Source organism: Cytobacillus sp. IB215665 (assembly GCF_033963835.1).
Lineage (GTDB): Bacteria > Bacillota > Bacilli > Bacillales > SM2101 > Nanhaiella.
In genome coordinates this window covers 103,358-117,565 of the sequence record NZ_JAXBME010000011.1, presented here as the reverse complement: position 1 = coordinate 117,565, position 14,208 = coordinate 103,358, and the positions used below count along the sequence as shown (strand labels likewise).

Below are 14,208 nucleotides of genomic sequence, written 5' to 3'. Positions count from 1 at the left end.
ATAATTGCTATAATAATTTTGATTGGAGTGTTATTAGATGCAAACGAACAGAGTTCTTCTTTACGTATTTAATACGATGTCAGATTGGGAGTATGGATATTTAATTGCCGAATTAAACTCTGGAAGATATTTTAAAAAAGGTTTAGCTCCTTTAAAAATAATTACAGTTGGAACTAATAAAGAAACGATTACTACGATGGGTGGACTGAACATACAACCAGATATTTCACTTGATGATTGTAATTTAAAGAGTAAAGATCTTTTAATATTACCTGGAGGAAATACGTGGGGAGATAGTATTCATCAACCTATCATAGCAAGAGTTGGAGATGCTTTAAAATGTGGTACAATTGTTGCTGCTATCTGTGGTGCAACTGAAGGGTTAGCGAATGCTGGCTACCTAAATTCTAGAAAACATACTAGCAATAACTTAGATTATATAAAAATGAGCTGTCCAAATTATAAAGGAGATCAGTTTTATGAATTAGGACCTGTGGTATGTGATGAGAATTTAGTAACTGCATCAGGGATATCTCCTCTGGAATTTGCTATGGAAGTACTAAAAAAAATAGATGTATTCGCACTAGACACATTACATTCATGGTATAACCTAAATAAGTTTCATGAATCTAAATATTTCTTCCAGTTAATGGATTCATTAAATAACTAAGTCTAATTGTTAATATTGTAAAAATGAATAAGTGCGAATCATTATGTAGCTATAAAATAATATGAATTACTGATTGCCAACAAGTTTTTTTATGATTTAGAATAAGGATTATCAAGTGATCGTATTTTTAAAGAATGGATTTCTATAAACGGTGGCTGTCACTTTAAGTTTATAAGGTTAGGATATTATCTAGGTTATAGCGTTATAAAAAATTTAGTAAAACAACTAGAAATAGAACATGTGTTAACTCTTTGGAAGAATAAGGATATTAAAGAAATGGTTAATGTGCAGCTTCAAAAATTAATTTCATGGCGTTCATTACCTATTAAATTTGTTAATCTATCTTCATCAGTGTAAATGACTAATAACTATTAAGGTGTTCTTACTAAAAAAGGAATAAGCATGCTTTTAAATATATATAAAAATTAGGTGATTATCCAGCATGTCTTATTCTTTTTTTATATTCATTGATTAATCCAAACGGTTCACTTAAAACGTTTATTCTAATATACAGTTGCGATTTAGCTTTTCTCACCTAATTGTCTTACAATTATATGGTTTGTGAAAAGGTTATTCATATGGCATAAAGTCAAAGGCATTTTCAACATTGCCATTTTTTATGTTTTCGGTTACTTTAAATAAACTAAAGTATATATCATTTATTTCTTTATCATTTATTTTGTCCTTTGAAAGACCTTTACCTAAAATCCATGTTGGATAGTTTTCTGCATCTGTCATTAAATATCCTTGTGTATGTCCCATATAATCACGGGAGAATGCTTCGTCGTAAGTACCTCTATAATCATCTTCCAAATACACCCAGAGAGGTTTGTATAGTCCTACAAAGAAAACTGGTGTATGAAAGTTGCTAATGAAGACATCTTTATTTGTAGGTAACGATGCTTCTTGAAAAACATCTTCTGTTAATACGAAAGCATCATATTGTATGTGGTCCTCAGCAATTTGTTCTAAGTTAGCCTGATGTAATAATACATTGTGGGATTGTATGTCTGGTAGTGTCCCGATTACACCAACATTTAGTAAGACACCGTCGTAAATCTGAAACTGTGTATTTTTTACATTTGTATAAGTTAAAATGAATGCCATGATAACTGTAATCGTTATTAAAACTTTAGCTAATACTAATTTTTTCATTAACCTTCCTCAATTCTAAAAATAATCAATATTGTCCAACTTTTTTCTCATATGCAAGACGAATCTCTTGAAAAAAAGTTCCAAAATTTAAGATGGAATTTATTTGTATTTCTTAGTTTAAAATTAAACATATTAGAATATACTTCAATGGTTCTAATCCATAAGAAGATAATCCCTTTTTTTGTATATTAGTTTATAATATTTGGTAGTATGAGTATATATTAAGTGAAAAGGAGGATAATTGATGAAAGCTAACAAGACAAAGAAAATGATTTCCGGCGTAAGTGCTGCAGTTGTATCACTTTCATTAACTGGGTGCGGGGAATCAACCTTACCTGAAGTACCAGATAATGAAGATTGTTTAGATTGGGAATTTGATCATGAGTTGGGAGTATGGGAATGTGATGATGATGATTCCGATTTTTATGGACACTATTTTTTATTTGGCAAAAGTTATATTAATAAAAGTAAACTGATTAAGAGCTCAGCCTATAACTCGTACAAATCAACCTCAACGTACAAAAATGCTACTACAAAGGCCGGTTTTGGTTCTGGAGCAAAAGGAGGGTTTGGGGGTTGATTTAAAGGAATATCTTACGAACGGTACGAGGATAACAAGTGATGATTTTTAACCCTTTTGTACTAAACTATGGCACATAGTTTTTATGGAAAGATTTACAACGCAAATATATAAATTTTATAAGAAGCTAAAATGGTGTTCGCTCAGGAATAGACATTGGAAAATGAATCTTATTTCTTACCCCTTGGTAGGAAATGAGAAATATATTTAAGGAGAAATAACAAATGGTAAATTTTTTACTTTATTTAGGAACTAATATTATTATGCTTGTTATAGGATTATTTTTAATGGAACTGACAACGAAAAACAAAGAGTTTAGATTAATTGCAGATGGGAATAAAGCAGCCGCTTATGTTCTTGGTGGTAGATTAGTTGGATTAGGGATAGTTCTATATTCTACATCTGCTAATTCTCTTAACCTTGTTGATTTAATGATTTGGGGATCCATAGGAATCGTCGCACAAATTGTAGTCTTTTTCTTAGCAGAATTACTTACTCCTCAATTTAAAATTACTAAAGCAATTGATGAAGATAATCAAGCTGTAGGTCTTTTCCTATTACTTTTATCAATAGCAGTTGGTTTAATTATCGCTGGATGCTTAACATATTAAAGAAAAAGGAGTGGGATTGCCTAGACTGAAGTGGCAATCCTTTTTCAATTCATTCACTTATTCTTATTTAATATAATAATCTTATGTCCTTAACAGTAAACTCGTACATAACTACTTTCTCAGATATGTATATATCGCTACCCATATATGTAAGTACAATTAGCTATTATTTTATGATTCTTTGTATATTTCCTTTTTCATCGTAATATACTCGGTAATTGTCCACGTTCCCATTTTCGTTATTAAGGTAATGAATGGAGTATTTTTCTACTTTGCCATCTTCAGACCAAGTAATAAATAATTGAGCCTCAATAATACCACTATTTAAACCTTCAACATCTATAGCATCAAAGAATTCATCATTAATTGATGTATAATCTTCATCTTTTCCTAAATCATACCTCCATAATTGTTCACTATTCTTCGCTCCCATCCCTTTCTGATAGTCACTTCCCAAAAGATGTTCAACTTCATCACTCGTTTGGCCTAGTATTAATGTTTCTTTGATTACCTGGACTGATAATGATTTATTCTCGTTTGCCTGATCTTCATTTTCCATAGTTTCTTCAACTGAAACATTATCTTCGTTTGATTGTTCATCTTGATCTTTGTTTTCTTCTCGCATAGCATTTTCATCCTGCGTTTGTTCGTCTTTATCTATATGTGTATCATTTTCCTTATTTTCAGATGTTTGTAGATCATTATTACTTGTTTTTTCCTTAGTGGTTTCTACAGAACTACAAGCAGTTAAAGTACCAAAACCTAATGTTAGTAAGATGCATAATATTTTCACAGATTTCATAAATGTCTCTCCTGTGGTGTCTAATCTAATGATGGAAGATTTACTTAAGTATCTCCTACGTGGCTATTTTAGTCCCAATAATTTAAAGTAAAAAACAGTTCCATGTAGTTTGCCATCTGATGACTGTGCATAGGATGGTATAGTCCCAGATTCTACATAACCCAAAGATTTGTATAAAATATTTGATGGATCACCTAATCTAGTATCCAATATTATTAAACTTCTACCTTCTTTCGTTGCTCTAGACTCGATAGTTTTCATTAGTGTTGACGCAATACCACATCTACGACTACTTGGGTCAACCATTAACTTTGAAACCTCAGCTCTGTGTGTACCATTTTGTTGCATAGCTAAATGCAACTGAACGGCTCCTCTAATTTCATTATTAATCTTTGCAACATACAAAATCACTCCAGGCTTAAGCACTTTGCTCCAATACTCTATTGCTGCATCTGTACTTATAGGTGCTAAAAAACCTACAGAAGCACCCTTATTAACAACTTCCTTTAACAATTTAGAAAGTTCTATTATGTTGTCGTCAACTGATGTAAGTTCAATTACTTCCAATGAATTATTCATAGTAATATTCTCCTTATATGTGAATTTAATAATCACCTTTTTCAGTTATTAGCTATACATTACTTCATCACGTACTCTACATCATTGGATATAGCATTGTTATATTCGTCATAATTGCTATAAATAATCCAATATTTTACTTCTTCCGTGTAGCCATCTGTCAATTCAATAGAAGATTTAACTAATTTAGCAGTTTTGTCAAACATTTTCACATCTTTAATATTAGGATCGCTTTCTCTTATTAAAGTTACACATAAAGAATCCTTTTGGCAATGTGTTGACGATCCCTCATACAAAAAATCTTTATACCCAGTAACCCATTTCAGGCTATCATTATCCATTTTTAAAACTGCTACTTCTATAGGTCTTAAATACTTTTTACTTTGATAAATGACAAAAACATGATTAGCTTTAACATCATAATCAATGATGGTTCCAACATTAATTTGATTTTGAAGTAATAATTCTTGAATTTGTTCTTCAAATGATAATCTATCGTCAACGTTCTCTAATTTAGAACAAGCTGATAACAGCATTACAGTACTAACTATCATATAAATAAATTTCAGTGTAATCACCCCTTTTCCTTAAATATGTAAATGTAAGAAAATTATATTAGGTACAGTAGTCATTAAAATATCTCGCTTTAAGCATCACAACAATTGTTTAAATCCAAGAAATACTAATATTCTACCAATTTTGCTAACTGCTTCCTAAATAACTCATTTATACATGCTAGACGAATGAATTCATGTAGAAGTTGCAAAATAAATATGGTAATTTTAGGACAACAATAAATGAAGTAAATCGAAACAAACAGGGCTGAAAACATTTGAATTTGTATAGATAGATGAACTAAAAGGTACTACAAGTAGCACAGAATGTTCCTACTGACATATAGAAACCATCTTTTAGTCTACTGACGGAGGCTTATTAAATAAGTGATATTTATATTTTGGTGAAGAGGATATATCATGAATTTTCGATCTATACCTTATTCCACGACATTCACATAGAGGCTACAAAAGTTAAATTGAATAATTCATTTTAGCTAATCACCCTACCCTCTTTTTTATTGTTCACACTTCACAAAAGAGAGGATTTTCGTTCGTGTATGGCGAAGAAAACTGAAAGTGGGTTTTTATCATTAATAAATCTGTGGAAGGAGATGTAATTTTGAATAAATATAAAGACAAGGCAGGCTTGTTTAGTGATTTTAATTTTAAATTAGTGGTGATAAATAGCTTGATTGAATTAGAGGAATTTACAAGATTTGAAGATGATTTACAAAAGTTAGAAGACAAATTTGTCGATAATTACGAATGGTATGAAGATATCCCTCCAATACCAGAACTGATGCAATATTTTAGTGAATTAGTTCTTGAAGAAAGTGATCTTAATTCGATCACGGAGCTAGTATTTGATGGAGGAAATGAAATTTACACATCATATTTAAAGCCAGATTGGGACGGAGATGATGATATTTTTGATGTGAAAAGTATAGAGGGTTATCAAAAGCTAGTAAATTTAAAAACAGTGTATGCAATTGGCATAGTTGATGAAGAGCTATTAGCACCAATGATAAATGATGGAATTTCAGTAGAGTAATCAATGATTGAGTTGAATAAAGGGCTGAAAGCAGCCCTTTTCGTTTTGAATATAGCCTATACAGGATGAATGCTAGTTAGTTCTACTCCTCCCCATCTTTCTTTTTCTTCGAGTTTGTAGAGAATAGATCACTTAAGAAGTCAAAAATATCTGACACCCAATCATCACCTTTTCCTTATTAAATTCATAACCAATACATATTTAAAAACAATATTACTTGTGTTTCATTGTTTGCGAATTAACTAAGCTATTTATTAATTTCTTTATTACAAAGGAGGTGGCCTAGTAAATTAGAAAAAATGTTAGGTTTCCGTTCTAAGGAATCCCCCACTTTAAATCAATACGTAGAATTTTATCAAGTAAAAACGATTTTCAATTAAATCTCGTTCGACTCGGTTAAGTTTGTACAGCTCTAAATGGGCAGCATGCACTTCTAGATTGGAAAATCGACACTAAAGTGTCTATGGTTTTATAAAGAATGTATGTAGAATAACTTTAATGGAATGATTAAGGCTTGTATGAAGTAGTTCATTAGTAGTTATAAGAATTTTATTGAAAATATTGAGAAAGTAATTATATACACAACATACGGATCATCTGAACTAAAATGTACAATTAACTATGGGGGTGTATTATGAAAAGAGTTAAACGAAGTGAACATTTAATTGATCCAGAAATACGAGATATTTTAGATGTTATGGGCAGTATGAGTTTAACCCCAGATAATTACTTAGAAGTTCGAGAACAACTTAAAGCGTTTTTCACTTCTAGTGTGACAGAACGATATGATGTTGAAATAGAAGAAATAAGGATTGATAATTTATTTGATGATTCTAAAGTGAGATTAGTTATTACAAAGCCGAAAAATAGAGCTGAGCAACTTAATCCATTAATTTATTCTGTACATGGCGGTGGTATGATTATCGGTAGTCCAGAAATGAATAATGAAAAACATGCATTTCTAGCACATCACTATAATTTTATCGGTGTCTCTGTAGACTATCGTTTAGCCCCTGAATTTTCTCAACCTGCTCAATTACATGATTGTTATTCAGGAATTAAATGGTGTATCGAGCACGCTAAAGAATTAAATGTTGATATTAATAGAATTGCTGTTGCTGGCGAAAGTGCTGGAGCTGGATTAGCTGCAGGATTAGCTTTATTTACTCGTGATTGTCAGGAGTTTAATTTTCATCATTTACAATTATCTGTACCAATGCTAGATGATCGTACGGCTATTGAAGAAACGCATCCATTTAATGGTGAATATTTTTTCGATAATGCTATCAATTATTTTGGGTGGAAGTCTGTTCTTAAACAAGAACCTGGAACTGAAGGCATTTCAGAATATTATTCGCCTGCTATGGCTAAATCTTTTAGGGGCTTACCAAGCACATATTTATGTGTAGGCTCTATTGATTTATTTGCAGATGAGACATTGGATTTTGCAAAACGTTTAATGTATGACGGTGTACTTACAGAATTGCATGTTTATCCAGGGTATCATCATTTAGGGTTAACTGTTCCAGATGCGTTTCATAGTAAGAAAGATGCAGATAATAGTTTAAATGCTTTACTGAGAGCCTTAAATATCCTTAAGTGAGTTATCGATATTTTATCAGAAAATGATAATCGGTGAAAATCCCCTCCTTTTAATGAACGGAATAAGGAGGTTACATATTTTTTTTAAACCTGTCTTTAGTATAATTAAGTTCAATATACTTTATAACAGCACCATATTGAGAATACCATTTCCAATTTGGTCAATAGTTATTACACTTATAGACTCATTAATCAATATGTTTCCTGTCTAAAAATGGGTAATCCCCTAATAAAATTAATCTTCTAGTTTGATAAAGCTCTCATTCTTTTATCTTCTGAACATCCACCTATTAACCACAATTGATCTTGTGTTTACTATAACAATAGGGTCTATTATAAACATACAATTTTTACATCAAAGATACAATTTTATCATACACTGTAAAATAATTATTTTTTAGAGAGAGGTGGATTTTTGGCTACTGTCGTAATTGATGTTAATACTCATTCTGCTATAACAACTTTTCCAAATTGGTATAGCTATTGGTACATCACCTTTAGATATCACTCCTAACGGGAATTTAGCATATGTTGCAACTGAAGATAATAACACTGTATCTGTAATAAATATATCAACACAGATGGTTATAGCCACCATTCAAGCTGGTATTAATCCATGTAATGTCGTTTTTACTCCTGATGGGAAAATTGCTTATGTTACAAACGGAGGTACAGGTCCCCTATTTGGAAATACTATTTCAATAATTGATGTTAAAACTCACTCAATTATTGCTACTGTTCAAGTTGGTAGCAATCCGAGTACCATCGTTTTCACGCCTGATGGAAAATTAGCTTATATTACTAACCAACTTGACAACACTATTTCTGTTATCGAGGTTAAAAGCCATACAGTAATAGCTACTGTTTCTGTTGGATCGCGTCCAGAATTAATTGCCATTTCTCCTAATGGGAAGCTAGCTTATGTTGCTAATGGTGGAGATGGTACTTTGTCTGTCATTGACGTTAAATCACATTCTGTGATTGCTACTGTGACTCTTAGCCATAACGTAAGAGATATTGCTTTCTCTCCTGATGGGAAAATTGCGTACGTTACAAATAGGTCTCAACAACAACAACCTGGAAATGTATCAGTTATTGATGTAAAAACCCACGCTGTCATTTCTACTATCCAAGTTGTTGACCCAATTAGAGTTCTTTTTACACCTGATGGAAAATTAGCTTATGTTACAAATTTTGGTGGCGTTGTATCCGTCATAGACGTAAAAACACATTCAGTTATTTCTACTACTCTTGTTAATCCTAGTATTAATGCTAATGTAAATGATATTGCTTTTAATCCTAATGGGAAAATTGCTTATGTAACGATTTCAAATGAAAATTCTGTTCCCGTCATCGATGTTAAAACTCACTCAGTAATTACTACAATTCCAATTCTAATAAGTAACATAGGTTCTGTTACCTTCTCACCTGATGGAAAATTAGCTTACGTAGTTGAATCTACTACATAGAATTAAGTATGTAGTAGATCACAACTATGTTTAATAGCTTAAAACACTTTCAATTAAACCTATTATTATTCACCCTAGACAAAGCTGGATATATATGTTAATTGTAGTGAAGGAATCCCTATCATTGTGGGCAATTTTGGTCAAGGGTATTTAAATTTGGTAAGTTAAGTCAAGGGGCCTTTAATGAAAGAGTTATTTCTTGAGTCTTTTTTCACACCTCTAGTTCCCCCTGTTATTTATCTATTAAGTTTAATTTTAAAAAAGCTTGTTATATAATAATTGCTACCCCCTATTTGCTATTTAGTTTTATAAAAGTAATTTATCTGCCTAAGCACATTAATGCAAGCTTAACAAAAATTCTTACATAACATAGAAGTACAAGTCAGGCATTTATGTAAAAACTCACTCAATCTAATTAACAGAATTACTCTTAAATGTGCTTAATTCTCATTTCAAAGTCCTTTTTCTTTAGTATTTTGCTTGAATCCCTTGTTACAAAAAATTGTATTACAGTACAACTATACATTTAAACTTCCCAATCTTTCCCCTAAAATGAAGAAAAGCACTAACCCTTGTTACAGGTTCGCGCCATTTTGTGGAAAAACTATTTTAGGTTGTCCATAAGTCAGAAAAGCTAATAAACTAATTTTTTATAACAATTATACAAATCAAGTTAGTTTATTCGTGTATATTTTCCTCCAATATGAATGCTATTTGCACAAGCATCAACTGTGCAAAAGATCCTCTCATAGTAGTTATATTCATTGTATTAAACCACCTAATATAAGATGAATTACATGTTTCTGTAGATATTACAGATTCCATATTTGCCATACTAATTGCTAATTTTCGAAATTCTTGCGGTTTCACCCAATGTTCTTCTGCAAACTCCTCATAAGGTACAACCCCCATTTCCACACAATAATCTGCTACTACTTCTTCGACAATTTCAACATATTGTTTGTAATACTTTTCCTTTTGTTCTTTAGTCAATTCTAAGGAAGCTGCAGATGCTACTTCAACAGGAGCAAATAAGATTAGTACAGCTAAAAGTACTTTAGTAAAATTCAATAAATTTGTTATATAATTCATTTTATTTCTCCTTATAGTATTCGTACTAAATAATAGAATAACATAAAACAACATATGAATTTACAGAAAAAGTTAATTTATCCATTTTATTAGTTATCATTTTGGTCTCTGCTAGTCGATAATGAACAGAAGGATTTGTAGGATTAAACATTGATAGGAGCCTTGATACAACGTGACATAAATAGAGTCAATAGGGTAACGATAAAAGCTCGATTTCATAATTTTTAAAATGTGAAATTGGTCTTATTGATATTTTTAATTTGCCTAAAGTTGTATATAATAATTTTTTTCACTACCGATGGTTTTAACACAGATAATTCAGTGCGTATGAAATTTTTGATCCACAAGATGGGAAAATACCAATCTTGTGGAACAGGTGAAAAATACTTTTTCACTGTTTACAAATCTACTCGAATTTATATAAACAACTCCCTTTCTCCTAGTATGTGCTGATTACGGAAGATCATTTTTTATAATAGTGACATTTTTGTCATTTTAGGAAATATCTATACATAATACGAATATTTATCATAATAAGGTAGCTAACTAGTACCAGGTATTAATTTTGGAGATCAAATTTAAAAGGCGATTGATATTTAATACCTTGTAGATAGTTTTACTAATTAGCATCGGTGTAATCACATAACCACATCAAATCTCTCAGACAGCTTTTCTTTTGGGTTTTATCGGTATTATCATTACAATAAGTTTGTTTTTTCCTCATACGACAGTAAAGTTTACTTATCTTCCGACCTCAAAGAAAATGAGGTTTGTTGTTCTTATAGTTTTATCATTAACATTCTTTTTTTCAGTATTTTATTATACAGTTAATCTCTAAAAACTATCTCTAAGTGTTTATAACCGTAGCAAACATTTACTTTGATAACGCTTTAATTTCAATCAATTTTCGTGTTTCATCATACACTCACACCTTTTTAGAGTCATTATATCTAGGTGTTCTCATTCTATAATTTATTTGCACCAGGACCATTTTATTTTTTTTGTAAATAAATAGTTGAATATATTTTTATAACAAATTATTCTTAATTACAACAATATTGTTAGATTTTAACGAAAGGAGTGTATTGATATATTTAACGTCAATGTGTCTATACGAAAAGGCGAAAATGAATAATAATTCTATTTCTAATTTTGAAGATTTAGTAAAAAATGATTATTCCAATATAGCAGGTATTGCTATTGCAAAAAATGAAAGTTTGGTTTACGAAAAATATTTTGATGGGTATACACAAGAGGATGTATTGCATGTAGCATCTGTAACAAAAAGTATCATATCAGCTCTTATTGGTATTGCAATAGATAAAGGATATGTTAACAATATTGAAGAAAAAGTATTAACATTTTTCCCTGATTATACAATTAAGCGTGGCGAAAAAACAATACAAAATGTCACCATAAAAGATTTGTTGACAATGACTGCACCATTTAAATACAAGTCAGAGCCATATACAAAGGTCTATTCAAGTGATGATTGGGTAAAAGCTGCATTAGATTTGCTAGGGGGGAAAAGTGATGTAGGGGAGTTTAAATATACTACTGTTGGCATAAATATTTTATCAGGTATTCTAACGATCGCAACTGGTCAATCAGTGCTTGATTTCGCTGAAGAGAACTTATTTAAACCTCTTGAAATCAAAGTTCCTAATAATGTTATTATACAAAATAAAGAAGACTATTTAGCTTTTCTAAAGGATAAGTATGTTACTGGTTGGGTAGCAGACCCTAAAGGTGTAAATTCGGCTGGTTGGGGGCTTACTTTAACTCCAAGGGATATGATAAAAATAGGTCAATTATATTTAAATGGCGGTGTATGGAACGGTAAGCAAATTGTATCCTTTAAATGGATAGAAGACAGCACAACAGAAAAAAGTCGATGGTTAGACGTGCCATATGGTTACTTGTGGTGGGTTGTTGATGATGGCTATGCAGCTTTAGGTGATGGAGGAAATGTAATTTTCATAAACCCTAAGAAGGAAATGGTAGTTACTATTGCTTCTTGCTACATGCCACGTGCCAAGGATAGAATTGAATTGATTAGAAAGCATCTAATGCCATTGTTCTAATGGAGCTAAGGGATTGTGGTAAACTATCAGATGCTGTAGAAGAAGATGATGTCATTTATGTCCATAGGAAAAGGAGCTAGATTATCCCAGCTCCTCTTTATTTTGCTATTTCACTGTTAATTTAGCTGTTAATTCATAACCATTTAAGGGTCAATTTACACTGTTTTTTGGTGTTTTCTATGTTAATAAGAGCAAGGTTCTTAACAAACGATATACAACAAAGAAGATTACTTATTATGTAAAATAATTGTTTTATTTTTTTCTATTCTTAAGAACTGGAACTAATAGACGATTTAGCCCTTTCAGTAATGAAAGACGCACTTCTTAGAAAAAAAGTCACCTTATTGCTGAAGATTACTATCGTTCATTCTAGCCGTTAATTAACTTACTAAATTCCTAAGTTATATAATTTTTATCTATGCTTATAATTCAAAAAAGTAAGGACCCAATCCTGCTTCTTGTTCATGGGTTTGTACATAAGTCCATGTATAATCTTCGTTAACTATATACATATCCTTTTCACCTTTAAAATCCTCTGTCGTAATATTTTCAGCACTTTCAAGTGAATATGAGTATGTATTTTGATAAAAAACGTAAACTTTATTTTTCTTTACTTTATTGAAAGCTTCAATGGCTTTTTCTTTTTCTTTACAAGGTAATACTTTATAGCTGAAAATATGCCATAGATACTGGTGTAAAAAGATTTCATCTTTTTTTCTTTGACTAATGGAATTCGTAAATGTATCTTCCCATCGTTTCCTTACTTCAGCATTACCAATATAGGTAAGTCCGACCCCTTTTTTATCCATCTTATCTTTAAACTCGTATCTTGACTTGATTTCTTTTGCATAAAATGTCAATTCAAAAACCGCATCATCAGTTAATTCCTGAATAATTGCATTCAACTGTTCTCTATTCGAATTCATGATTTCACCTACAATGAAAATTTTTTACTCCAACATGTAGTTTACAACAATTATGATTATTTGTAAGCTATAAATAAAATCCCCTTTCAAAATGACGTTTATCTATTCGAAAAGCGCCAGATTGTTGAATGACTTTTTTGTCTTGAACACTAGTAAACACTTACATCTCATGTTGCATATCTTAAAATGTTGTTGTATTAGTTTTTCTGCATCAAGTATTTCCTTGTATTATCATCATATTTCTCAATCGCATATCTAAAAGAAACTCTAGGCATAATCATTTTGTTATTTTTCACATAATGATAGACTTCATCAGGTTTAACAGTTGAATATATTTTAAGCATCCATCCATAACCTTTTAAAACTAAGTCATGTTCATCATTCATCAAATGATCTGCAATTTTAAACGGTTCTAGTTCATCAAACCTCATCTTCTTAATTGGATAGATTAAAATAACAGCTGCTGCACGCCTTACCCAAAAATCAGTGTGTTATGTCCATTGAACAACCTTAGGAAATAAGCTATTATTTTGACTTAATAGCTCTCCAAAAGCGTGAGTACAGAAATCATCACAATCTCCCCACCCTGTTACATATGTTTTTAGCCATCTTTCAAAAACAAGGAAAGTATCTTTACTATATTGTGTTTTAATTCTGAAAGCCCAATCATACGCAATAACCCCATACTCCCATTTACGTTTCTCTAACAGTTTTTCACAAAGTAGAAGTATATTTGCAATTGATTTATTATCAATTAGTTTAAATACACTTGAGGAAATCGATCTTATTTGATAGGTCTTAACATTCGAGTTTTTCGTAATACCATCTATTCGTTTATGAACTTCTAATAATACACTATTATTGTTATTGGCTACTTGGTTTTTAATCATTTTTTCTCACCCATTATTATTAAACTAATTTTTCTAATATTGACTGAACCTTAGACTTAATAACATTAAAACTGGTCCTCGTATGTATTAGCTTGAAAACTACCTCACTTAGTATCCATTATTTAGGTATTACACTTAAT

13 protein-coding genes and 1 pseudogene are annotated in these 14,208 nt (G+C 30.9%); 7 read left to right on the top strand and 7 right to left on the bottom strand.

The window, feature by feature from the left end; all coding sequences use genetic code 11:
• The first annotated feature begins 37 nt into the window (after positions 1-37).
• Positions 38-670, top strand: coding sequence for a type 1 glutamine amidotransferase family protein (locus SLH52_RS14095; protein ID WP_320209915.1), 633 nt, complete (start codon positions 38-40; stop codon positions 668-670).
• Between the two features lie 570 nt (positions 671-1,240).
• Here SLH52_RS14095 and SLH52_RS14090 read toward each other — a convergent pair.
• Positions 1,241-1,825: a hypothetical protein gene (locus tag SLH52_RS14090; RefSeq protein ID WP_320209914.1), complete on the bottom strand. Its 585-nt coding sequence runs from the start codon at positions 1,823-1,825 to the stop codon at positions 1,241-1,243.
• 244 nt (positions 1,826-2,069) lie between these two features.
• Between SLH52_RS14090 and SLH52_RS14085 the strand changes: the two genes are divergently transcribed.
• Both SLH52_RS14085 and SLH52_RS14080 read left to right on the top strand, forming a co-directional pair.
• Positions 2,070-2,405 (top strand): hypothetical protein, encoded by a 336-nt coding sequence (locus tag SLH52_RS14085; protein WP_320209913.1) that lies wholly within the window; start codon positions 2,070-2,072, stop codon positions 2,403-2,405.
• A gap of 224 nt (positions 2,406-2,629) precedes the next feature.
• Entirely contained in the window at positions 2,630-3,016 is a 387-nt protein-coding gene (locus tag SLH52_RS14080; RefSeq protein ID WP_320209912.1) for a DUF350 domain-containing protein, read from the top strand.
• Positions 3,017-3,182: 166 nt separating this feature from the next.
• On the opposite strand, the gene SLH52_RS14075 is transcribed toward SLH52_RS14080, so the two are convergent.
• The 3 genes from SLH52_RS14075 to SLH52_RS14065 form a co-directional block, all read right to left on the bottom strand.
• Entirely contained in the window at positions 3,183-3,818 is a 636-nt protein-coding gene (locus tag SLH52_RS14075; RefSeq protein WP_320209911.1) for a hypothetical protein, read from the bottom strand.
• A gap of 63 nt (positions 3,819-3,881) precedes the next feature.
• A complete protein-coding gene (locus tag SLH52_RS14070) occupies positions 3,882-4,397 on the bottom strand; it encodes a GNAT family N-acetyltransferase (RefSeq protein WP_320209910.1) in 516 nt (171 codons plus the stop codon).
• Between the two features lie 59 nt (positions 4,398-4,456).
• The gene (locus tag SLH52_RS14065) at positions 4,457-4,975 is read right to left on the bottom strand and encodes a hypothetical protein (protein WP_320209909.1); all 519 of its coding nucleotides are present in this window, start codon (positions 4,973-4,975) and stop codon (positions 4,457-4,459) included.
• A 598-nt stretch (positions 4,976-5,573) separates the two neighbouring features.
• Here SLH52_RS14065 and SLH52_RS14060 point away from each other — a divergent pair.
• The 3 genes from SLH52_RS14060 to SLH52_RS14050 all read left to right on the top strand — a co-directional run bounded on the left by SLH52_RS14060 (position 5,574) and on the right by SLH52_RS14050 (position 9,076).
• Entirely contained in the window at positions 5,574-6,005 is a 432-nt protein-coding gene (locus SLH52_RS14060; RefSeq protein WP_320209908.1) for a DUF6892 domain-containing protein, read from the top strand.
• Positions 6,006-6,639: 634 nt separating this feature from the next.
• Positions 6,640-7,608, top strand: a complete 969-nt coding sequence (locus SLH52_RS14055) for an alpha/beta hydrolase fold domain-containing protein (protein ID WP_320209907.1) — start codon at positions 6,640-6,642, stop codon at positions 7,606-7,608.
• Positions 7,609-8,077: 469 nt separating this feature from the next.
• Positions 8,078-9,076 (top strand): beta-propeller fold lactonase family protein, encoded by a 999-nt coding sequence (locus SLH52_RS14050; protein WP_320209982.1) that lies wholly within the window; start codon positions 8,078-8,080, stop codon positions 9,074-9,076.
• A 678-nt stretch (positions 9,077-9,754) separates the two neighbouring features.
• Here SLH52_RS14050 and SLH52_RS14045 read toward each other — a convergent pair.
• The gene (locus tag SLH52_RS14045) at positions 9,755-10,168 is read right to left on the bottom strand and encodes a hypothetical protein (RefSeq protein WP_320209906.1); all 414 of its coding nucleotides are present in this window, start codon (positions 10,166-10,168) and stop codon (positions 9,755-9,757) included.
• Positions 10,169-11,295: 1,127 nt separating this feature from the next.
• Between SLH52_RS14045 and SLH52_RS14040 the strand changes: the two genes are divergently transcribed.
• Complete coding sequence (locus SLH52_RS14040) at positions 11,296-12,252, top strand: serine hydrolase (RefSeq protein WP_320209905.1); 957 nt, start codon at positions 11,296-11,298, stop codon at positions 12,250-12,252.
• A 422-nt stretch (positions 12,253-12,674) separates the two neighbouring features.
• Here SLH52_RS14040 and SLH52_RS14035 read toward each other — a convergent pair whose 3' ends face one another.
• The gene (locus tag SLH52_RS14035) at positions 12,675-13,178 is read right to left on the bottom strand and encodes a DUF4275 family protein (protein WP_320209904.1); all 504 of its coding nucleotides are present in this window, start codon (positions 13,176-13,178) and stop codon (positions 12,675-12,677) included.
• A gap of 197 nt (positions 13,179-13,375) precedes the next feature.
• Positions 13,376-14,068, bottom strand: a pseudogene (locus SLH52_RS14030) (DNA alkylation repair protein).
• Positions 14,069-14,208 lie beyond the last annotated feature (140 nt).